Raw genomic sequence first — 22,456 nt, forward strand, 5'->3', positions numbered from 1 at the left:
CTATTCCTCTTTCTTTAGATCCAAGCGCATAGCGACTTCGTTATTTTCTTCTATAAATCCTGTTTCCTGAAAACCCAGACTAGTCAACAGGTGCTTCATTTTTTCATTTCCAACCACATAATCTGCGGTAATATGACTGCAAGCTCTATCCATCTGAGCCTCTTTGATTAGAACTTCCAAGGCTTTTCGACCATAACCTCTTCCTTGGTACTGCTGACCAATCATTATCCGCCAGATAAAGTATTCCGCTTCATCCTTGTCTATTTCTAGCAGGAGAAAGCCAACCACTTGCTTATCCCAATAGATTGCCATCGGAAACACATCTTCGTTTTTCCGGTAGAGCCATGCATCAGCTAAAGAGCGCACATTTGGAGCTACGAAACGTGCTCGTTCATCAGCTTCTGATATTTTCAAATCCAGCACTGCCTGAAAACTGCTCTCATCTACCAATTTCAGTTCAATCATTTTTTCTCCTAGCAAGATTGCGCAATCAAAACTTGATTTACCTCTTACCTTCTCTCCACTCCCAAGTTATCCAACACCTCTGGATACAACTTGTACTCAGCCTCATGAATGCGAGCTTCAAAGCTATCCATGGTATCATCAGCTAGTCGTGGTACGCGTACTTGTTTGATGACCTTGCCTGTATCCACACCCGAGTCCACCCAGTGAATGGTCACGCCAGACAGGTCTACGCCAGCATTCCAAGCGTCCTCAATCCCATGAGCTCCTGGAAATTCTGGTAGGTAGGCTGGATGAATGTTAATGATCCGACCCTCGTAAGCAGCGAGCAAAGTTGGCCCAACGATTTTCATGTAGCCTGCTAGACAAACCAAGTCAATCTGGTGTTCTTCCAAGAGCTCGACAAGAGCTGCTTCGTAGTCCGCCTTGTTCTCAAACTCCTTGAGTTCAAAAGCATAGGACAGAACGCCGAGCTTGTCTGCACGCTCGAGCACATAGGCGTCACGATGGTCTGAAAAGACAAACTCAACCGGAAATTCTTCAGCAATCACCTGAAAATTTGAGCCGTTACCAGAGGCAAAAACCGCTATTTTTTTCATTTGATGATGACACTTTCGTTTTCTTTCTTGACGATGCGACCAATTTCATAGACTGGTTCATCCAACAATTCCTTGACGCGACCTACATTTTCAGGGCTAACTGCCAACATAAGTCCCACACCCATGTTGAAGATTTCAAACATTTCTTCATGCTTGATTTCACCGTATTTTTCAAGGGCTTTGAAAATCGGAAGCACTGGAACCTTGTCTTCTTCAATTTCCGCAGCTAGGTCAGCCGCAAACATACGAGGAACATTCTCGATAAAGCCACCACCTGTGATGTGGGCAATGCCGTTGACCAACTCTTCCTTGATGAGTGGCAAAACAGCCTTGACATAGATACGAGTCGGCTCAAGAAGAACATCCTTGAGTTTCTTGCCTTCCAATTCTGGCAAGACTTCCTCACCTGTGTAGTCCGCAAAAACACGACGCACGAGTGAGTAACCATTGGAGTGAATCCCACTTGAAGCAAGTCCGAGAAGAACATCACCTTCAGCTACTTTTGAACCGTCTATGATTTGAGATTTTTCAGCCACACCGACCGCAAATCCAGCCAAGTCGTAGTCATCTGCGCCATACATACCAGGCATTTCAGCCGTTTCCCCACCAATGAGGGCTGCGCCTGCCTGCACACAGCCTTCTGCCACACCAGCAACGACTTGTTCTAGTTTAGCTGGTTCATTTTTACCAGTTGCGACATAGTCGAGGAAGTAAAGAGGCTCCGCACCTGCAGCGATGATATCATTGACACACATGGCCACACAGTCTTGCCCAATCGTATCATGCTTATCATACTTGATGGCCAACATGAGCTTGGTCCCGACACCATCTGTCCCCGAAATCAAGACTGGCTCTTTGACACCTGTTTTTGAAAGGTCAAACATGCCACCAAAGCCACCAAGAGCTCCCATAACACCCGCACGCTCCGTACGAGCCACGTGCTTTTTGATTCGTTCAACAACTTCATAACCCGCTTCAACATCCACACCGGATTGCGCATAAGCATTTTTATTTGTCATCTTTTTTCCTCTTCCTTTCCTTTAATGGAGAGCCTTCATCCGCCTATTTGTAAAAACTGGTCTTTTCTTCCAAACTTCTACGATATTCTTCCTCATAGTCGTAGAGAGGCGTTGGGTAGTCACCGTCAAAGTAAGCAACACAGAGTCCACCGTTCGGCGCATCTGTTTCAATCCCAATGGATTCAATCAAGCCATCAATAGAAAGATAGGTCAGGCTATCCGCACCAATGATTTGGCAGGTTTCTTCTACCGTATGATTGGCCGCAATCAGCTCCTGACGCGTCTGGATATCAATCCCGTAAAAACATGGATAAGCTAGCGCTGGACTACCAATAGCAACATGAACCTCAGACGCACCTGCTTCTTTCAAAAGCTGAACGATACGGCGAGAGGTCGTCCCACGAACAATGGAATCATCAATCATCACCACACGTTTGCCTTTGACAACACCCGAAACAGCAGACAGTTTCATCCGCACCCCTTGCTCCCGCAATTCTTGAGTCGGTTGGATAAAGGTGCGTTGCGTGTATTGATTCTTGATAAGACCCATTTCATTTGGCAGACCAGATTCTTCTGCAAATCCCATAGCTGCGCTCAGCGAGGAATTTGGCACACCGACCACGATATCCGCTTCGTGCTTGAACTCACGCGCCAATTGAGCCCCCATACGTTTGCGAGCTGTATGGACATTGATCCCATGGATGTTAGAGTCAGGGCGAGCAAAATAGATATACTCCATAGAACAAATCGCCAACTGGGTATCATTCGTATAACTATCGTACTGGATACCATTGTCATCCACAATCACAATTTCCCCTGGTTTTACATCACGAATCCACTCAGCACCGATGACTTCAAAGGCACAGGTTTCAGACGAAACCACCACCGCTCCGTTTGCCATTTTTCCGATAGAAAGCGGACGGAAACCATTAGGATCAAGCGCAGCAATCAACTTGTCCTCAAACAGCAGGATATAAGCAAATCCACCTTTGACAAGGCTGAGCGCCTCCTTGATTTTGCCCATCAAGTTCGGATTGTGACTTCGACGAATGAGGTGGGCCAAGATTTCTGAGTCCGAAGTTGAACTGAAAATAGCTCCTCTTTGTTCCAATTCTTTCTTGAGCGATTCGGCATTGGTCAAGTTTCCGTTGTGAGCAAGTCCAAACTGCATATCGTGAAAGCGAAAGAGGAAGGGCTGGATATTATCTACAGAAGCTTCGCCAGCAGTCGCATAACGAACATGCCCAATCGCGCTCGCTCCAGTCAGTTTATCCAAATTAGCTGGATTTCTGAACACTTCTGATAAAAGCCCCATATCACGATGACGCTTCAAGTTCCCCTGATCATTGGAGAGGATTCCTGCCCCCTCCTGACCACGGTGCTGAAGACTGTGGAGACCAAAATAGGTTAATTTAGCAGCATCTGGATGCCCCCAGATACCGAAAACACCACATTCTTCATTAAGAGATTTTACTTCGTATGTCATTTTATATACCTTTTATTTCCCTGTGAAATAACGTACCGCCGACGCGAACAGGTGCTGGTCTTTATTTCCTGGGATATTTTGGAAAAGACCGTCTTCATAACGTTCTGAGTGTCCCATCTTACCAATGATTTGACCATTCTTGCTAGTAATTCCTTCGATGGCATTTACAGAACCATTCGGATTGTACTTAGAATCCATACTTGGTTTGCCTTCAAAGTCAACGTATTGACTAAAGATTTGACCATTATCACGGAGCTCAGCAAATTCCTCAGCCGTCACGACAAACTTCCCTTCACCGTGCGATACTGGAATGGCGTGGATATCGCCCACTTGCACTCCAGCCAACCATGGCGAGTTAGTATTGGCAATACGAGTTTCCACCATCTTGGCTACGTGCTGGTTGGCATCATTGTAGAATAGGGTTGGGCTAGTACTAGTAGCATCCTCAAAGTTCCCATATGGAAGAAGACCTGATTTGACCAAGGCCTGGAATCCATTACAGATACCGATAATCAAGCCACCACGAGCGATAAAGCTATCAATGGCTGAACGTACTTTTTCATTAAGAAGGATATTGACAATAAACTTAGCTGATCCATCCGGCTCATCCGCAGCTGAGAAACCACCTGCAAAGAAGAGGATATTAGCCTTGCTAATATTGTCAACCATAGTTTCAACTGACTTGACAATGGCTTCTTCATTCAAGGTCACAAATGGCACCAAGTTAACCTCTGCACCTTCTTTTTCAAAGGCTTTAGCTGAGTCATATTCAGAGTTGGTACCTGGGAAGACTGGGATGTAAACAACAGGTTTTTCAATAGTTTCCTTGGCTTTGATGACTGTATCAGAAGCGACAACTGGAACTTCTGCAAGTTCTCTAGCTTGTGCAAATTCAGTAGGGTAAACTTCTTCCAGTTTACCTTGAAAGGCACTGTCAAGTCTGTGTCCATCTAGCTTCACACCGTTGACAAGGAGTGTAAAGTCTGCGCTTGTTTGTCCAATCTTCTCTACTCCAGCGATTTCTTGAGGAGATGTGAAGACAAATCCACCCAATTGAGCTGTCAAGGCTGTTTCAAGTTCAGGCAAGTTCACCTCTGCACCGATATGGTTCCCAAAGGTAGCAAGAGCCAAGCTTTCAAGGACACCGCCATATTTGACAGCTGATGCAGATGTTACTTTGTGATCAGCTTGGATGGCTTCAAATTGAGCAAAATTAGACTTAATCAAGTCAAAATCAATCTCTGCAGCAAGAGCTTGACCTGGGATGTAGTAGATGTTTTCACCAACATTCTTGAACTCTGGAGAAAGCACCTTACGGCTATCTGCTGTTGTGACCCCAAAGGCGACCAAGGTTGGTGGTACGGTCAACTCTTCAAAGGTACCAGACATAGAGTCCTTACCACCGATAGATGGCAAGCCAAGTTGGATTTGTGCTTCGATAGAGCCTAGAAGAGCTGCTACTGGCTGACCGAAACGCTCTGCTTGCTTGTCCATCCGCTCGAAGTACTCTTGGTAAGAGAAACGAGCCTTAGACCAGTTGGCACCAGTAGCCACCAAACGAGCTGTCGCTTCGATAACTGCATAGGCAGCCCCGTGATATGGAGACCATTCTGCTAGATAAGGGTTGAACCCTTGAGCCATGACAGACGCAGTATTGGTCACCCCGTGCTGAACTGGCAATTTCTGGACAGATGCCTCAGTTGGTGTGAGTTGGTAGCGACCGCCAAGTGGGTGATTGACTGTAGAACGACCGACCGAACAGTCAAAGATGGTTTGCAAGCCTTTTTGACTTGCATGGTTCAAATCAGACAGAACTGCAAGGGTATCTGCTTCAAGTGTGTCAGCATTGGTTGTGCGTTCTTCTGGAAGTTTGGCATCCTTGTCCACAACCTTGGCATCAACGACTACGCGCACACCGTTTGTATCAAGGAAACGACGTTCCAAGTCAACAATCGTTTCACCATTCCAGTGCATGACAAGATTTGGTTTTTCAGTCACTGTTGCCACAACAACAGCGTCAATATTTTCTTTATTACATTCTGCAACGAAGGCATCTACGTCTTGAGGACGCACCACAACTGCCATCCGTTCTTGAGATTCAGAGATAGCAATTTCTGTACCATTCAAGCCTTGGTATTTCAGAGGAACCTTGTTAAGGTCAATTTCAAGACCATCTGCCAATTCACCGATAGCCACACAGACACCACCTGCTCCAAAGTCATTGGACTTCTTGATGAGACGAGTGACATCGCCATTACGGAAAAGGCGTTGGATCTTGCGCTCTTCGATGGCATTCCCTTTTTGAACCTCAGCACCGGCAGTCTCTACAGACTCAACTGTTTGAACCTTAGAAGATCCCGTTGCACCACCGACACCATCACGCCCAGTCTTACCACCTAGCAAGATAATCACGTCACCAGCTTCCGGTTTTTCACGGACAACGTTGCCCTTGGGAGCCGCACCGACAACTGCACCTAGCTCCATGCGTTTGGCTACAAAACCTGGGTGGAAGTATTCACGAACGTAAGTCGTCGCCAGACCAATTTGGTTCCCATACGAAGAATAACCATGAGCCGCTGTCTTCGAAATGACTTGTTGTGGCAATTTACCAGCGCGAGTTTCTGAAATCGGCGCTGTAATATCACCAGCACCTGAGATACGCATAGCTTGGTAAACATAAGAACGGCCTGACAATGGGTCACGAATGGCGCCACCGATACAAGTAGCCGCGCCACCAAATGGTTCAATTTCCGTTGGGTGGTTGTGGGTTTCGTTTTTGAACATGAGGAGCCAAGGTTCCTTGACACCATCAACGTCCACTTCGATTTCAACCGAGCAGGCATTGATTTCGTCAGACACTTCCATATCGTCCAAACGACCATTAGCACGCTCATAACGACCAAAAATAGTCGCCATATCCATCAAGGTTTGTGGCTTTTCAGACCGACCTAGTTCCTCACGCATGGCAATATACTTGTCATAAGTCGCTTGCAATTGTTTTTGGAATTTAGAAGCTGAAAAATCAATGTTTTTCAACTCAGTCTCGAATGTTGTATGACGGCAGTGGTCAGACCAGTAGGTATCCAATACCTTGAGCTCAGTCTCAGTTGGCACGCGCCCAATTGACTTGAAATAGTCTTGGATAAAGAGCAAATCATCCACTTCCATTGCCATCCCTTGCTCGGCCTTGTAGCGAGCAAAGTCTTCTGCCGTATAACTTTCAAAGAAAGTCAATTTAGGAATGGTCTTGTCCGACTCTGAAAATTCCTGCTTGGCAATCCCTGTCGTGATGTCCTTGAAACGAGAATCAACTGGGTTGAGCAAGTAGTTCTTGACTGCTTCCAACTCAGTCGCATCAATATCCTTATTGACCAAGTAAAGCTGGGCTGTGTTGACTGTTACATCACTTGAACTTCCCAGTAAAAGCAAGGCTTCCTGTGAAGAAGCTGCACGCTGGTCAAATTGACCAGGCAGGCTTTCAATGGCAAAGAAAGCATAGTTGGCAAGATCCGCTTGCACGGCCGCTTCGTCCAAGACATGATCCGTCACCTGCTCAGAGAAGATGTGCTTCTCTGCAGGTGCAAACAAGTCCTCTGCCAAATCAAAGACATCATAAACCTGCACAATGCGAATACTTTTCAAAGTTGACAATCCCAAGTTGTGCTGGAGCTCCCTTACCAAACTCTCTGACTTGACCTGAAAATCAGCCTTTTTTTCAACAAAAATACGTTTATCCATCAATTCTTATTCCTTTATTTCAGCTCTTGCAATGTTCCCAAACGACCTTGAAGATGTTATTTTAAACCTTGCAACTTTTCCCAGACAATCTCATAAACGTCTGTTAGTTCTCCCAATCCTCTACGGAAAACATCCTTATCCATGTGGTTGCCATCTGCATCCCACAAACGGCAGTTATCTGGTGAAAACTCGTCTGCCAAGATAATCTTACCATCCTTGTCAAAACCGAACTCTAGCTTAAAGTCAATCAATTTAAGGCCAATCTCAGCAAACCAGACTTTCAAAAGTTTATTGATACGACGGGTTTCTTCTTTCAAGTAAGCAATCTGCTGGTCATCCGCAATTTTTAGGAATTTCACATGCTCATCATTGATAAAGGGATCATCCAAATCGTCATTTTTATAGTAAAATTCGACAATTGGAGTCTCAAATGCGATACCTTCTTCTACGCCAAAACGTTTTGAAAAGGAACCAGCCGTGTAGTTGCGGAGCACAACTTCCAAAGGAATAATCTCAACCTTTTTATTGAGTTGTTCCGTGTCCGAAAGTTTCTCCACAAAGTGAGTCGCTACACCAGCCGCATTTAATTTCTCAAAAATAAAAGATGAAATCTGATTATTTAACACTCCCTTGCCCGCAATCTGCTCCTTCTTGACACCGTTGAAGGCAGTTGCCTGGTCCTTGTAAGTTGAAATAATGAGATTTTCATCCTCAGTTGTATAGATATCCTTGGCTTTTCCCGAATAGATCAGTTGTTTTGACATTTTAAAGTTCGCCTTTCGTTTTACTTGAGCACATTCTACCACAAAAACATGAAAAATTCAAGGTTTTTACGAATAAATAACGTTTTTTCGTTTTAAGCGTAAAGAAAAACTGCAAGATAAGCTCTTCTTACAGTTTTAAAATCATTTGTCCTCTGAAAAACACGAATATTACCCTTTATTCAAAAATTGATCCCAAAAATAACGGAGATAACTTTTCTTTCCCGTGATCATCTGCAGACGGCCTTCTAAACCATAGCGAAGTTTTTCAGCCTGCTCCGAAGTTAAATTAGTCTCCGCCTCGATTTTAAAGAAATTTCCTTGTTCAGTCTTTGTAGCTGTCGCATCAATACTTGTAATCGTGGAATCCAGGAAAATTTGATTCTTGGCATCATTAGTCGTAGTATAACGGACAGAGTCCCCAATCTTGACTCTAGCAACATCCTTTGAACTGAGATAGGCTGTGAGTTTGGTTTTTCCTTCTTTTTCCAAGGATGGATAGAGTTGGGCTAGCAGGGTTCCTTCTGCGACCATGGTAGAATCACTGGTTTCAGGATTAAGGTGAAGCACCCCATCCTCACTTGCTGTAATCTTCCCTCTATCTAGGAGACCTCCCTGTACCTTCTTACCCGATTCCGCCTCCAAAATTTTCTGATCTAGAAGAGTTAATTCCTGGCCAACTTTGACTAAGTGCTGAGACTTGAGCGATTCCAGTTGACTATCCAGTCCCGTTGCGTGGGCCTGCTGAGCTCCAGAACCCGCATACTGTACACGATAAGTAGCTAGACTAGACTCTAGCTGGGCAATTTGAGCATCCACTTGCGCAATAACTTGCGATTTAGCTTGCGGATTTTCTTCACCTTGGTTTTTATAGGTCTGATAAAATGAGTAGGCTGCATTTTGACTATCCAGTTGAGCTCCTGTTTCAATCACTGACTTAGCTGTTTTATAATCTCGAATTTTATCCTCTGTTTGACTGATAAGATTGCCAATCTCGGCCTGGCTCTGACTTGCGGCTGCATTTTGAGAAGAGATGCTGGCATTTTGTTGAGAAACATTGCTCCTAAGACTACTAGCTTGGCTGAGATAGTCTCGAAACATCTCCTGATATCCAAACTTATCCGCCTCTGGAAATTGATCACTCCCCTCTTTCAAACTCGATTGCAAATACCCCAACTGCTTTTTTTGATCCTTTAGCATCTCCAATTGACTGGCATATGCCTCAACCTGGACAGCCTCCGCCCCTTGCTGGTACTGAACGAGGAGTTCCCCCTGCTTGACTAGTTTGTTTTCTTCCAGATAATTGGTCACAATGCGTTGATTGCTAGTCGACTGGATGTTGGCAATAATCCGACTAGGTTCGACTGTCGCTCTGGTAGACAAACTCATCTCCTTCTCTGCAAAAACTGCAAATCCCAGTAAAAACACGAACAGAAGTGACATAGGTAAAATCACCCGACTGGAAAAATTATGATAACGACGATTATAAAACTCCGCACTTTCTAAAAATTCTGATTTCATCTTCTCCTCTTTCTAGCTATTCACCAAATGGGCGTAAAAGCCACCTCGAGCGAGCAAGTCTGCATGAGTACCTTCTTCGACAATCTTGCCCTGATTCAAAACAACAACCTTTTCTGTCCGCTCAGCGATGGTCAAGCGGTGGGCGATGAAAATCAAGGTCTTATCTAAAGCCATGAGATTATCAACAATCCGCTTCTCTGTCAAAATATCCAAACTACTAGTTGCCTCATCCAAAATTAAGACCGGCGCATCTGTCAAGAGAGCACGCGCCAGAGCAATTCTCTGACGTTGACCACCTGAGATCCCTCCCCCATCCGAAGTCAATTCTGTCTGGTAATTCAGTGGCATGCGCTCAATATCCTCCCGAATCTCTGCCAATTCGACCGCCCGTAAGATATCCTCTTGAGTCGTCCCCTCCTTGGCTCCCAAAAGAAGATTCTCCAAAATCGTCCCGTTAAAGACATAGGGCTGTTGAGGCAGATAGTTGATAAACTGGCGCAGAGCTTTTTTATCAATCTGATTGAGATTGACACCACCCAGACTAATCTCTCCCTGACTAGGGTCGTAAAAATTAACCATCATCTTGGCCAAGGTCGTCTTACCTGACCCTGAAATCCCCACAAAAGCCACCTTAGACCCTTGCGGAATGGTCAAATTGATATCCGACAAGACGTCACGACCATAGCCATACTTATAGTGAACCTGCTTAAAGGTCATGTCCCCCTTCATCATGCTCAAATCTTCGACCGTTTTCTTCTCCTCAAACTCCGAAGCTACCAGATAAACCTCATTTAGACGGTTATTGGCAACCTGCGCTGTCTGAAGTTTGGTTTGCAGATTGATGATATTTTCCAAAGGATTGGTAAAGTAAATAAGCAAAGTATTATAGGTAATCAGCTGACCCAAACTCATTTTCCCATCCATGACAAGAATAGCTCCCAGCCAGAGAACGGCAACATTGAGCAGGAGCTGGGCAACTTTTTTCAGAGCCTTTTGCTGGCTTTCTGCCCGACTATAGGTAAAAGATTTTTTTAGATAAGTCACAAATTCCTTATCAATCTTTTGATAGCGCGAACTCTCACTGGTCAAAGATTTAATGGTCTCAATGCCGTTGATGTCCTCGATGATAGAAGAAGACAGAACCGCATTAGCTTCCATGGTATCACGATTCATCCTTTCAAAAGGCTTCATAAAAGCAAAGATGATCACTGTATAGATGGGAAGCGCAAGTAGACTAATGAAAAAGAGTGTCATATTTTGTGAAAACAAGACCAGCGAGATAATCAAAACCGTCGACACATCTAGGAAAATCGACAGAATGGTCGAAGCTAGCGCGTCGATGATACTGTTGGCATCTGTAAAACGAGATACAATCTCTCCTGTCCTGCGTGTTGCAAAAAAGGACATCGGCAGATGAAAAACATGCTTGATGTAGGACAAAATCACATCGATGGACAAGCGTTGACCCAGAACAAGTAAGAGGTATTCCTGCGCATAAGACAAAATCTGCTGGAGAATATAGACGATGACCAAACCAATAGAGATAATGCCCAAGGTCGAACGCATCTGGTCTGGCACGTAACTATCAATGATGGACTGAAGATAGTAGGAACCTACAATGTTAATCAGTGTTACCAAGAGTGTCGCTAGGACGATATTGGTAATTAAGCCACGCTGCTTGAGTAAAATAGGCAAGAAGGATAGGAGCCCCTGTTTTTTCTCCTTATGAGGTTTGTAGTCCGGTGATGGTGCCATAAAAATACTAACCCCTGTCCACTCTTGCGCAAATCGCTCACGGGAAATCTTAGTCAGCTTGACACCAGGATCCGGATCAGCGATATGAATATGCTTTTTATCCTGACCTATCACCACATAGTAGTGGAGCAACTTCCCTTCCTTGAGCACATGAGCCACAAAAGGAAAGGTCAAATCTGGCAAATCAAAGAGCGTCATATCCGCCTTTATAGCCCGCGTCTCAAACCCAATCTCCTCTGCCACCTTTACAAGCCCCAAAGCCGTCGTCCCATCCATGGTCGTCTTGGCTAACTCTCTTAGATGAGCCAAGGAGTAATAACTACCGTAGTAACCAAAGACCATAGCCAAGGAAGCCACGCCACAATCCATCTGATCCACCTGGGGACGATAGTGCCTTTTCCCAAATTTCATATCCATCTCCTTTTTTCTAATAATCTCTTAAAAACTTTGTAAGATTATTTTAACCAAACAAGGAAGGAATAGGGGAATTATTTCTGAAAAAACAATATTCTCACCTGAACAGCACTTTTACCAAAGAAAATAGGCAGAACAAGAGTCCTGCCTAGAATATTCAATTACACAGATTTCTTGCCTTTCCCACTTCTTTTGTGAATGGCGTATAAAACGATAAACGCAAACGCAGGTGGCACCAGATAACTACTTTCACTCATTGTTAGCTGAAATCCAAGAGTTGCTAGAATCGTAAAGATGAAAATATTCATTAAAAATAGGAAAATAATATAGTAGAAAATATTTTACAATCCTAATCATTCTATTCTCCTTTTCTTTCTCCTTGGCCCCGATACAGTAAAATAAATACCACTAAAAACAAGGAGATCGTAAGTAGATCAAAATATTCAAACCATGTAGGTAGATGTATCTTGTTTATATCGGCCACAATTCTAATCATTAGATAAGCCATCGAGCTAGACAATACAATAAACTCTGGCCAAGCTTTTCCTAGTAATTGAACAACTTTCATCTCAAACTCCAATCTGATGTTCCATCAATTCCCAATCTTACTATCTGTTGTTTTGTACTTGTATCCTCCATAAAACAAACTAAGCAGAATCGGATAGGTCTCTGGATAAAACAAGGTGGAAAAACTCCGCCATTTACATGCACAAAATCCTTTCCATTCAGATTCATCATTTATAGTTTTGATTATTTTTCTTCAAATCCTTACAAAAAATACCAAAATAGCCTGCAACAATCAAACCTATTAAACTCCATTGCCAATCAAAAGATACTAGCGAACCCGTACGAATTAGATCAAGCGTAAGATTAAGACCTATTCCTAACAAAGGAAGTATAGTGGCTAGCTTAGGTAACAATGTATTGAGATTTAGGTTACGATTCATAGTTAATTTACTTCTATATTTAGATTAACGTCTACTTCCTAGATAACGCCCATACATATAAGCAGCTACTCCTAATACACCCCAAGCTATTGCTGTGGAAGTAGTGACAATGAAGCCTCCTTCAGTAAGAGCCAAATCTTCTTCTGTCATGATATCAAATTTTTTATCCATTTCTTTCATTTTTCTCTCTCCTTTTTAAATAATACTGGCTAATCCAATAGCTACTCCAACCAAAATCCCTACTATTCCTAAATTAGTTCTTATTTCATTGATAATAACTAAAAGATGACTATTCAATAGCAGTTGCCATACACTAAAAATAGTTCTCTTTAAACCTTGTCTTTAGCTAAATCCAAGTAACTCATCATCAAAATAAGGATCGGAACAACTAATTCTGTTTGGAAATATTTTTCAACATTAAAGGTGATTACATTTAAATCTCCCAATATGCAAAGCACTCCAAAAATAATTAGAACTGCTCCCATTACATTTTTTAGATTTTTCATACAAGTCTACTTTTATCCAAATTTACGTTTTAAATCTTGACCAATTAATCGACCACCAAGGAAAATTGCTACTCCTCCAGCAATCGTGGCTATGGTAATTAATCCACCTTCTGTATTCATCAATTCTTCTTCTGTCAATTCTGTCCATTTATTTAAATTCATTTTTTCTCTCCTTATTATTACATAAAATAGCCCCAAGCAATACCACCAATTAGTAAGACACCTCCTACAACTACAGCGGTAACCGACCCCCCATCCACATCCGTCAACTCTTCTTCTGTAAGAGCTACAAAGTTCTGTTCCATTTTGTCAAAGTTTGTCATCTTTTTCTCCTTATTTTTTCTATATATTTAATCTTTAACCTCTAAGCCACTTAAATAGCCAGATTGGGTAAATTACTGAAATCATTTCCTTATCTCCTTCCTTTTCTTCTCACTTTTTTATTCGAGAAGTAATTTAAAATGAACAGGTAAATTTCATTTATTTTAAATACCATTTGATCAACCATGGCAATAAGATTGGTAAATACATCACATAGTCTCCTTCCCTTTTCCTTACCTATCTATTCGAAAAACAATTCGAAAATGAACAATTCATTCATTTTTATTTTAAAAACCACTTAATGAACCACGGATAAAAACCGGTCACATACATAAACATTCCTCCTTTTTCTTTCTCATCTCTTTATTCGCAATTTCTACTAAAAGTTTCTCTTTTTTCTGCAAATAAAAAAACAACATGACTTGCATGTTGCTTTTGGCTATTTTTTATCTTTAATAATCGCTACTACATCCGCTACACTTTGAAGTTGATCGATTTCCTCATCAGTGATTTCGATACCAAATTCATCTTCTAGTGTCAAGACAAACTCCATCAAATCCACTGAGTCCGCATCTAGATCGTCTTTCAAACTCAAGGCCTCTGTTACGGCAAAGTCTTCTCCCTGTCTCTCTTGGATAATGGTTACAATACGGTCAAAAATTTCTTTTTCTGTCATCTTTTTTATTCTCCTGAAAATTCACGCGCAGTTTGAGCAACTACGTCTGTTTCTAGCATGGTACGAATCTGACGAATCGTACTGTACACAGCATTGGCATCACTTGAGCCATGAGTTTTTACAACTGGCGCCTTAACACCAAACAAAACTGCTCCTCCAACATCTGAATAGTTGAGCTGTGTCTTCAACCCCTTAAGACTATCCTTGAGAAGTAGAGCACCTAGCTTCGCTCGAAGGCCACCACCCGTAATAGCATTTTTAAGTAAGCCCATGATTCCCAAAGCTGTACCTTCAATGGATTTGAGAACAGCGTTTCCCGTGAAACCATCTGTTACGACAACATCCGCAACGCCATTCATCAGATCACGCGCTTCCACGTTTCCGACAAAGTTCAAACTTTCATCAGCTACTAACAAGTCGTATGTTTCCTTACGAAGCGGATCTCCCTTGCTGCTTTCTGTTCCATTGTTGAGCAAACCAACACGTGGTTTCGAAATCCCACGAACATTTTTCGCATAGAAGGAACCTAGGACAGCGTATTGGTGCAGATGATGGGCTGTATTTTCCGCATTGGCTCCAAGGTCTAGCATGTCAAAGCCTTTCCCATCAATGGTCGGCAAGGTAGACATGAGTCCTGGACGATCGATATTTTTGATACGACCCACAATGAAGAATCCTGCAGCCAACAAGGCACCTGTGTTCCCAGCTGAGAGGACAGCGTCTGCTTCTCCCTCTTTGACAGCCTTGGCTGCTAATACCATGCTGGCATTTTTCTTCTTACGGATAGCTTTTGTCGGCTCATCATCTGAGTTGATTTTCTCATCCGTATGGATAATGCTGACACGCTCTGTCGCCGTTAGATATTGCTTGATCTTACTTTCATCTCCATAGAGTTGAACCTCAATATCTGAAAAGTCAGTAAGGGCTTGGTTGACACCCTCAACGATGGCTTGAGGTGCATAATCGCCCCCCATAGCATCTACTGCAATTTTTTTCATTTATCTTCCTCTTTTAGTAATTGTCCCCAGTCCGCTAGGGAATCAATAAATTTCTTTGATTTTAGGTGAATCCCAACGTACTCTTCGTAGAGTTGATCCATAAACTTGCGTAGCTCTTGCTTGATTTCTGCCTTAAGCGAAATAGTCTCCAAGGTTTCAAAATCAATAGCCTGAAATTGATTGAGCAGATAAGGGATATTGGGATTCAGATGGCAACGTCTCTCATCTTCATGATAATGCTCCGGGCAAAGGCAGGCTCCATATTTAAAAGAAAAGTCAAAAGCCTGACCAACCCGATGGCAAAAGACACACTCATTAAAGTTGAGGCTGATTCCAAATCGAGTCAAGATTTGAATTTCAAAAATATTGGTCAAAACTTGATAATCTAAACCCTCTTCCATCAACTCTAGGGTCTTTCTCAAGAAGGCAAACAAGGGGGCATCCTGCTGATTATCTTGCAAACTAGCATCTGCAAGAGCCGCCACATAGGTTGCATAGGCCATGACAAAGAGATCACTATTAATCTTTGGAAAGGTCATCACCTCATGGTAGTCCTCGATGTAGCTAAGCCCGTCATCATTGATGCGCAAGAGAAATCGTGCCAACACTAAGGGCTGAATAACAGGAGCTAGTTTGGACTGACCAGCGTGTTTGACGAAAAACATGCGCTTGCCCACCTGCTCGGTAAAAATTTTGACTAGCTTGTCATCCTCACGAAAGTTACGATTGTAGAGTACGAGACCTTGACTCGTGATAGACTGAATCATGCTTCTCTCATGTACTCCTCAAGTCGTTTCATGGCCTCACTGATTGTTTCCATGCTGGCTGCATAAGACAGACGCACATAGCCTTCTCCGTAACGCCCAAAGGCGGCACCAGGGATAAAGGCAATGGCCTTCTTATGGGCAAAATCCTTCAGAAAAGCAAAGGAGTCTTGATTGTAACCTGTTGGAATCTTAGCAAAGATATAGAAGGCACCGTCTGGTTTGATAATCTCAAAACCAAGAGCAGTCATCTTTTCGATGATATAATCTCGACGCTGGATGTATTCCTTCTTCATAGGCTCTGCGTCGTTTTTACCAGCGGTCAAAGCCTCCACCGCAGCATGTTGAGCCATAGTGTTTGCGGCAGTAACCAAATATTGGTGACTCTTGATTAACTGTGCTGTGAAAGCTGCAGGAGCAAAGATAAAGCCTAAACGCCAACCTGTCATAGCATGCGATTTAGACAAGCCATTGATAATAATAGCCTGGTCTCTCAGCATAGTTCCCAGAGATACATGGGCTTCGCCTGTATAGGTTAATTCTGAGTAAACCTCATCACAGACAACAAAAATCTCGTATTTACGTAAAACAGCAGCTAAATCTTCCAACTGCTCCCGACTATAGGTAATTCCTGTCGGATTGGCTGGATAATTAAGAATAACCGCTTTGAGCTTGTCCCCTTGTTCCAAAATGGCCTTCTCCAACATCTCAGGAGTCAAGACAAAACCATTTTCAGTTGTATCAATCTCGACAATCTCTGCCCCAACTAGATTGACAATCGGCTCATATCCTGGATAGGCAGGAGCTGGCAAGAGCACCTTGTCGCCCTCTTCCAAAATAGCTGTCAAAGTAGTAGATAAAGCCTCTGTCGCCCCAATTGTAACCAAGATTTCATTTTCAGGAGCATAGTCCAGTTGGTATTTTTCCTTAACAAAGTCACTAGCCGCCTGACGTAGAGTCAGCAGACCACTCATCCCAGTATAGTAGGATTGGTTCTGGTCAATGGCTCGCTTGGCTGCCTCCTTGATATGATCTGGTGTTGTAAAATCAGGTTCCCCCAAGGTCAAACGCAAGACCCCAGGAATCTCTGAAATAGCCTGGTCAAACTGGCGAATCAACGAAACTTGAATCTTGTCTAACTGTTTATTAAAGCGCTTGGTTAAGTCCATAGATATCCCCCTTGCTTACAGAACATAGTACTATTATACTACAAAAGCTCCCTGACCGCAAAATCCATCTGAAACCTGCATTTTTCACTTTCTATTTTACTTTTCTTCTCGACAGGACTATAATAATAAGTGCTTATTTCGGAGGTTTATATGTCATTTTTATCAAAAAATGGAGCAGGAATCTTGACCTGCCTTCTCATTTCTATCATATCTTGGTACCTAGGAGGTTTCTTTCCTGTCGTGGGGGCACCTGTCTTTGCGATTTTTGTGGGGATGCTCCTCCATCCTTTTCTCTCTTCCTACAAACAATTGGATGCTGGATTAGCCTTTAGTTCTAAGAAATTGCTCCAATATGCCGTTATTTTGCTTGGTTTTGGTCTCAATATCTCGCAAGTCTTCGCGGTTGGGCAATCTTCGCTCCCTGTTATCCTCTCCACCATTTCAATAGCCTTGATTGTTGCCTACCTCTTCCAGCGATTCTTTTCACTGGATACAAAACTAGCTACCTTGATTGGAGTGGGTTCTTCTATTTGTGGTGGCTCTGCCATTGCGGCGACAGCACCCGTTATCCACGCGAAAGAAAAGGAAGTTGCCCAAGCAATTTCCGTTATCTTTTTCTTCAATGTCTTGGCTGCGCTCATCTTTCCAACTCTAGGAACCTGGCTTCATCTATCCAATGATGGCTTCGCCCTCTTTGCAGGAACTGCGGTCAATGACACTTCCTCTGTAACGGCTACCGCCAGCTCCTGGGACAGTCTTTATCAGACCAATACCCTTGAGTCCGCAACCATTGTGAAACTCACGCGCACCTTAGCAATCATTCCCATCACTCTCTTTCTCTCCTACTGGCAAAGTCGCCAACAAGAAAATAAACAAGGCGTACAACTGAAAAAAGTTTTCCCACTTTTTATCCTTTATTTTATCCTGGCCTCTCTCTTAACGACTCTCCTTACCTCTCTCGGTGTGTCTAGTAGCTTCTTTACCCCTCTTAAACAACTCTCCAAATTTCTCATTATCATGGCTATGAGTGCCATCGGTCTCAAAACCAATCTAGTAGCTATGGTCAAATCCAGCGGTAAATCCATTCTTCTTGGAGCCCTTTGCTGGATTGCCATCATCCTTACCAGTCTGGGCATGCAGGCATTGATTGGTATTTTCTAAGACAAAAGGTAGCCCATTGGCTACCTTTTATTGTTCAAGAATTAAGCGTGTGTGTTCTCTCTTGATACAGCGATTCATCACGATGTCATCACATCCTCCAGCACGTAAGATTTCTTCCGCTTCTAGGCTTTCAAGTCCCAGTTGTGCCCAGAAAATCTTAGCATCAGCCTTGAGAAAATCACGCGCCACATCTGGTAAAAACTCGCTACGTCGGTATACATTGACAATATCGACAGGAAAAGGAATCTCAACTAGACTGGCATAAGCCTTCTCTCCCAAAATTTCCCCACCTGCAGCCTTGGGATTAACTGGAATGATTTTATAGCCCCGAGCTTGCATTTCCTTGGTCACTCGATTACTAGTTGTTTCCTCACGGTCAGACAAGCCCACTACCGCTAACGTTTTACTGGTCTCCAGATACTGACGGATCACACCATCACTTGGATTGATAAATTCTTGGCTCATAGAAATCCTCCTTTTTTCTCAGTATAGCATATTTCACAAATACCGACTATTTTTAATATAAAAAACTTCTTAAAACCTTTAAGCAGATTTAAGAAGTTAAAAATTTATTTATTTTAGCCTATCTAGTTGCTTTATATGCAAGTTGATCACCATGTTGCTTCACAAACTCATCCATCTCTGAATCAGGAATTTGGCGAAGATAGAGATTTGCACGAATAGTTTCATCCTCTTCACGACAAGTTGAAAGGACAAGATACTTATCTGTAGCAGATACTTTTACATTTGGTTTCTTAACCTCTGCTGTATCATAAATAGTAGTTAACTGTTTTTCAAAATCTTTATCATCTTCAAAACTAGTACGATAGAAGGCTGTTTCTTCTGGTACAATAATCATCGCAACAGCTTCGTAGTAATACTTCCTCTCAGGTGTTTCAACAACAACATAAGGGTGCTCATTAAAATATTCTTGGCGACTATAGTAGTTCACATCATTAAACATACGATGATCACCAACTTTACTACCTCTAGCATGACCAAATAACCAAGTTAAATGATCACTAAAATCTTTCTTATTATCAGCATCCATGAATACCGCACCCAAATAAGGCACCTGTTCACCTTCAAAGGTCTTATTTAGATAAGTCTCATTGTCCTTTGTTTGAACAACAGGCTCGTCTAACTGTGTACCAGGAGCATAAACATAAGCAATTGTTTCAGAATTAGTTGCAGCTAAGCCCTTAAATCTATTTGAAAGATATTCTTTTTCTTCTGCACTAACAACATAGGCCGGTTTCGATGCTCCCTGAGTAACTTCTGGTTCGTTAGTTGTTCCCTTTGGAGTTGTAAAACCATTAAATACAAAATAACCACCTATTGCAACAAGCGCTACTGTAAGCACGGAGAGAATAATTTTCCAAATGGATGCTTTGGTTTTTTTAGAACGTTTACTCATTTTTTCTCCTTCAACTATTCTACTATATATCTATTATCAAAAAAATCACTGAAACAAAGTTTCAGTGATAGGATACTTCACCAAATAAATGAATTATTTAGCAGCGTGTGTTTTTGGAAGAGCTTTTTGACCAGCTTTTGCATCTACACCAGCTTTTTTAGCTGCTTCAGCAGATTTTTTAGCTTGATCAGCTACACCTGGTTTACCTTCTTCAGGTTTAGCTGATGGCTTAGCTGCTGCTGCTTGATCAGTTGCTGCTTGATCAGCTACACCACCATGGTTAAGAGCTTTATCTTCTGCATCACGCATTTCACGTGTTTTGTTGTCTTGAACGCCAGTTGGGTCGTTCCAGTATTTACCTTCAGCAACAGCAGTGTCACGGTATGCATCTTGAAGACGAGCCACATATTTGTTACGTACTACATTACGTGCTTCAGCACGAGCTGCTTCAACTTTTGCAACGTAAGTGTCATAAAGGTGACCTGATCCGTATGCTTCAAGAGCTGCTTTAGCTGCTACAACTGCTGCATCGTTTTCAGCTTCTGCGTTGATTTCAGCTTCGTGTTTTGCAACTTGTGTGTTTGCTTCGTCAGCAATGTCACGTTCTGAAACATAGTGTTTTTGGATCAATGCATTTGAGCTATATGAGTTGTCAGATGCAAATGCTGGAGCTGCTGCTGAGAATACAGCAAGAGCTGCTACTGATGATAATAAAACTTTCTTCATTGTTTTATCTCCTCTTTAATTTCTTATTTAATTTATAAGGCCTTGCCTTATTATCTAAAGTATATCACATATATGGTGATTGTCAAGTATTTTTTTAATTTTTTAAAAAAATCTAATAAAGCAAGTAAAAATTTCGTTACATAAAAGAAGAAAGCGTTTTTAATCTATGCCAACTAATAGATCATACGCAAAAAACGAACAATATATACTGGAACTTCTTTGGATTTATGGATTTATTAAATCTCTGTTTAGAATCTCTTATAATATACTCTAAAACAAAGTTTTCATTACTATTAGATTCTCTACCATTATAACTCACATATTTTCAGTTGTAAGTTTTAAATCTTTTTCTCAATACAAAATAGGGGAGAAAGAGGACGTTTTTCGTGAATACGGATAATAGCATCGCCCAGAAGATGAGCAATCGAAATTTGTTCAATCTTATCAATCAAACGCTCTTCTGGTAGGTAGATAGTATCCAAAACAACCAATTTCTTAATAGCTGATTTTTGGATATTGTCCATAGCTGGCCCAGAAAGAACTGGGTGCGTACAGCTTGCGTAAACCTCAACAGCACCTGCTTCAGCAAGAGCATCTGCCGCATGACAAATAGTTCCAGCTGTATCGATCATATCGTCAATCAAGATACAAGTCTTACCTTCTACCTTACCAATGATGTTCATCACTTCACTGGTATTCATCTTGTCTACACTACGGCGTTTGTCAATAATCGCAATCGGAGTTTTCAAAAACTCTGCCAATTTACGAGCACGAGTCACCCCACCATGGTCTGGGCTGACAACCACGTAGTCAGAGCCAACCATGCCACGACGTTCAAAATAGTCCGCAATCAATGGAGCACCCATCAAGTGATCTACGGGAATATCAAAGAATCCCTGAATCTGTGCAGCGTGCAAATCAATCGTCAACAAACGATCTACCCCAGCAACTTCTAGCATGTTTGCAACGAGCTTTGCAGTGATTGGCTCACGCGCGCGCGCTTTTCTATCCTGACGTGCATAGCCATAGTAAGGCATAACAACATTGACAGATTCTGCACTAGCACGCTTCAATGCGTCCACCATAATCAAAATTTCAAGTAAATTATCATTTACAGGTGAACTAGTTGATTGTAGGATAAAGACGTGTTTTCCACGGATTGATTCTTCAATGTTGACCTGAATCTCCCCATCCGAAAATTGGCGAACAGTCGATTTCCCCAACTCTATCCCAATTTCTTGCGCCACACGCTCTGCCAATTCTCTATTAGAAGAAAGGGCAAACAGCTTTAAATCAGAAAAAGACATGATTTCCTCCGGTATTTATGTATCACTTGTTTTTACACAACATTTTCCATCTACCATTGTAGCGCTTTTTCCTTTATTTTTCAATCAAAAATAAAACAAGAGTAAACATTTATACCCTTGTTTTATACTATTTTATATTAGCTATATTAAATCTAAAAATCCTACATTTTAACAATCGATTTTATGCTAGGATGAGATTTTTTCGAGACAAAGTTAGTATACTTCTCTCATACTTCCTGTATCCACATCATAGACAGCACCTGAAATAACCACATCATCAGGAATCAGTGGAGACTCTCTAAGCAATTGCATATCCTCTCTCACACTCTCTTCAACATCCTGGAATGGTAAAAAATCTTGATCAGATACATCAACTCCGAGCTCGTGTTTCAAATGTTCATGAAAACTTTCATTTTGAAAGGTTTGAGCTCCACAGTCTGTATGGTGAAGCACCACGATTTCTCTTGTCCCCATTTGTTGCTGGGAAATCACTAGTGAACGAATCATGTCCTCAGTTACTCGACCACCCGCATTCCGCAAGATATGAGCATCCCCAAGGGCCAAACCTAGAGCTTGCGCAACGTGTAGACGTGAGTCCATACAGGTCACGATAGCTACTCTGGTTTTGGGTTTAAGTGGCAGATTTAACTGCCCATGTAGGGCAACATAAGCCTGATTGGCTTGCATAAACTGTTCAAAATACGACACG

General features: G+C 42.3%; 24 protein-coding genes and 1 pseudogene. 1 reads left to right on the forward strand and 24 read right to left on the reverse strand.

Features of this window, described 5'->3' with window-relative positions; translation table 11 throughout:
• The 19 genes and pseudogenes from TZ92_RS03020 to TZ92_RS03095 form a co-directional block, all read right to left on the reverse strand.
• Positions 1–465: a GNAT family N-acetyltransferase gene (locus TZ92_RS03020; RefSeq protein ID WP_000571268.1), complete on the reverse strand. Its 465-nt coding sequence runs from the start codon at positions 463–465 to the stop codon at positions 1–3.
• Positions 466–509: 44 nt separating this feature from the next.
• Positions 510–1,061 (reverse strand): phosphoribosylglycinamide formyltransferase, encoded by a 552-nt coding sequence (gene purN, locus TZ92_RS03025; RefSeq protein ID WP_033629153.1) that lies wholly within the window; start codon positions 1,059–1,061, stop codon positions 510–512.
• Complete coding sequence (gene purM, locus TZ92_RS03030) at positions 1,058–2,080, reverse strand: phosphoribosylformylglycinamidine cyclo-ligase (protein WP_033629152.1); 1,023 nt, start codon at positions 2,078–2,080, stop codon at positions 1,058–1,060. The genes purN and purM overlap by 4 nt, the downstream gene beginning before the upstream one ends.
• A 43-nt stretch (positions 2,081–2,123) precedes the next feature.
• A complete protein-coding gene (gene purF / locus TZ92_RS03035) occupies positions 2,124–3,566 on the reverse strand; it encodes an amidophosphoribosyltransferase (RefSeq protein WP_033629151.1) in 1,443 nt (480 codons plus the stop codon).
• Positions 3,567–3,578: 12 nt separating this feature from the next.
• Positions 3,579–7,304, reverse strand: a complete 3,726-nt coding sequence (locus TZ92_RS03040; RefSeq protein WP_033629150.1) for a phosphoribosylformylglycinamidine synthase — start codon at positions 7,302–7,304, stop codon at positions 3,579–3,581.
• 56 nt (positions 7,305–7,360) lie between these two features.
• Positions 7,361–8,068, reverse strand: a complete 708-nt coding sequence (gene purC, locus TZ92_RS03045) for a phosphoribosylaminoimidazolesuccinocarboxamide synthase (protein WP_033629149.1) — start codon at positions 8,066–8,068, stop codon at positions 7,361–7,363.
• Positions 8,069–8,236: 168 nt separating this feature from the next.
• Positions 8,237–9,586, reverse strand: a complete 1,350-nt coding sequence (gene comB, locus TZ92_RS03050) for a competence pheromone export protein ComB (RefSeq protein ID WP_033629148.1) — start codon at positions 9,584–9,586, stop codon at positions 8,237–8,239.
• Between the two features lie 12 nt (positions 9,587–9,598).
• Positions 9,599–11,752 carry a peptide cleavage/export ABC transporter ComA gene (gene comA / locus TZ92_RS03055; protein WP_033629147.1) on the reverse strand — a complete coding sequence of 718 codons (2,154 nt, stop codon included), beginning with the start codon at positions 11,750–11,752 and terminating at the stop codon, positions 9,599–9,601.
• A 164-nt stretch (positions 11,753–11,916) separates the two neighbouring features.
• Positions 11,917–12,112: pseudogene (locus tag TZ92_RS10165) on the reverse strand (hypothetical protein).
• Between the two features lies 1 nt (position 12,113).
• On the reverse strand, positions 12,114–12,323 hold the full coding sequence (locus TZ92_RS03060) for a hypothetical protein (protein ID WP_033629146.1): 210 nt from the start codon (positions 12,321–12,323) through the stop codon (positions 12,114–12,116).
• A 166-nt stretch (positions 12,324–12,489) separates the two neighbouring features.
• Positions 12,490–12,702 (reverse strand): hypothetical protein, encoded by a 213-nt coding sequence (locus tag TZ92_RS03065; protein ID WP_033629145.1) that lies wholly within the window; start codon positions 12,700–12,702, stop codon positions 12,490–12,492.
• A gap of 24 nt (positions 12,703–12,726) precedes the next feature.
• Positions 12,727–12,882 (reverse strand): hypothetical protein, encoded by a 156-nt coding sequence (locus tag TZ92_RS10055; RefSeq protein ID WP_000661692.1) that lies wholly within the window; start codon positions 12,880–12,882, stop codon positions 12,727–12,729.
• Between the two features lie 149 nt (positions 12,883–13,031).
• Positions 13,032–13,208 carry a hypothetical protein gene (locus TZ92_RS10060; protein ID WP_000793177.1) on the reverse strand — a complete coding sequence of 59 codons (177 nt, stop codon included), beginning with the start codon at positions 13,206–13,208 and terminating at the stop codon, positions 13,032–13,034.
• 12 nt (positions 13,209–13,220) lie between these two features.
• Positions 13,221–13,370 (reverse strand): class IIb bacteriocin, lactobin A/cerein 7B family, encoded by a 150-nt coding sequence (locus TZ92_RS03070; RefSeq protein WP_033629144.1) that lies wholly within the window; start codon positions 13,368–13,370, stop codon positions 13,221–13,223.
• A gap of 17 nt (positions 13,371–13,387) precedes the next feature.
• Positions 13,388–13,531, reverse strand: coding sequence for a class IIb bacteriocin, lactobin A/cerein 7B family (locus TZ92_RS03075; RefSeq protein ID WP_033629143.1), 144 nt, complete (start codon positions 13,529–13,531; stop codon positions 13,388–13,390).
• Positions 13,532–13,968: 437 nt separating this feature from the next.
• Positions 13,969–14,205 carry an acyl carrier protein gene (locus tag TZ92_RS03080; protein ID WP_000136435.1) on the reverse strand — a complete coding sequence of 79 codons (237 nt, stop codon included), beginning with the start codon at positions 14,203–14,205 and terminating at the stop codon, positions 13,969–13,971.
• Positions 14,206–14,210: 5 nt separating this feature from the next.
• Positions 14,211–15,203, reverse strand: coding sequence for a phosphate acyltransferase PlsX (gene plsX, locus TZ92_RS03085; RefSeq protein ID WP_033629142.1), 993 nt, complete (start codon positions 15,201–15,203; stop codon positions 14,211–14,213).
• The gene (recO, locus tag TZ92_RS03090; RefSeq protein ID WP_033629141.1) at positions 15,200–15,970 is read right to left on the reverse strand and encodes a DNA repair protein RecO; all 771 of its coding nucleotides are present in this window, start codon (positions 15,968–15,970) and stop codon (positions 15,200–15,202) included. The genes plsX and recO overlap by 4 nt, the downstream gene beginning before the upstream one ends.
• The gene (locus tag TZ92_RS03095; RefSeq protein ID WP_033629140.1) at positions 15,967–17,136 is read right to left on the reverse strand and encodes a pyridoxal phosphate-dependent aminotransferase; all 1,170 of its coding nucleotides are present in this window, start codon (positions 17,134–17,136) and stop codon (positions 15,967–15,969) included. Before TZ92_RS03095 ends, recO begins: the two co-directional genes overlap by 4 nt.
• Before the next feature lie 150 nt (positions 17,137–17,286).
• Between TZ92_RS03095 and TZ92_RS03100 the strand changes: the two genes are divergently transcribed.
• Positions 17,287–18,297, forward strand: a complete 1,011-nt coding sequence (locus tag TZ92_RS03100) for a YeiH family protein (RefSeq protein ID WP_033629139.1) — start codon at positions 17,287–17,289, stop codon at positions 18,295–18,297.
• Positions 18,298–18,324: 27 nt separating this feature from the next.
• On the opposite strand, the gene TZ92_RS03105 is transcribed toward TZ92_RS03100, so the two are convergent.
• The 5 genes from TZ92_RS03105 to TZ92_RS03125 form a co-directional block, all read right to left on the reverse strand.
• Positions 18,325–18,762: a CoA-binding protein gene (locus tag TZ92_RS03105; protein WP_033629137.1), complete on the reverse strand. Its 438-nt coding sequence runs from the start codon at positions 18,760–18,762 to the stop codon at positions 18,325–18,327.
• Positions 18,763–18,880: 118 nt separating this feature from the next.
• Positions 18,881–19,714 (reverse strand): class B sortase, LPKTxAVK-specific, encoded by an 834-nt coding sequence (srtB, locus tag TZ92_RS03110; RefSeq protein WP_033629135.1) that lies wholly within the window; start codon positions 19,712–19,714, stop codon positions 18,881–18,883.
• A 93-nt stretch (positions 19,715–19,807) separates the two neighbouring features.
• The gene (gene abpA, locus TZ92_RS03115; protein ID WP_033629133.1) at positions 19,808–20,440 is read right to left on the reverse strand and encodes an amylase-binding adhesin AbpA; all 633 of its coding nucleotides are present in this window, start codon (positions 20,438–20,440) and stop codon (positions 19,808–19,810) included.
• Positions 20,441–20,778: 338 nt separating this feature from the next.
• Positions 20,779–21,747, reverse strand: coding sequence for a ribose-phosphate diphosphokinase (locus TZ92_RS03120; RefSeq protein ID WP_000010174.1), 969 nt, complete (start codon positions 21,745–21,747; stop codon positions 20,779–20,781).
• Positions 21,748–21,960: 213 nt separating this feature from the next.
• Positions 21,961–22,455: a beta-class carbonic anhydrase gene (locus TZ92_RS03125; protein WP_002876632.1), complete on the reverse strand. Its 495-nt coding sequence runs from the start codon at positions 22,453–22,455 to the stop codon at positions 21,961–21,963.
• Position 22,456 lies beyond the last annotated feature (1 nt).

Origin of the sequence: Streptococcus oralis subsp. oralis, assembly GCF_000960035.1 — a bacterium.
Taxonomy (GTDB): Bacteria; Bacillota; Bacilli; order Lactobacillales; family Streptococcaceae; genus Streptococcus; species Streptococcus oralis_G.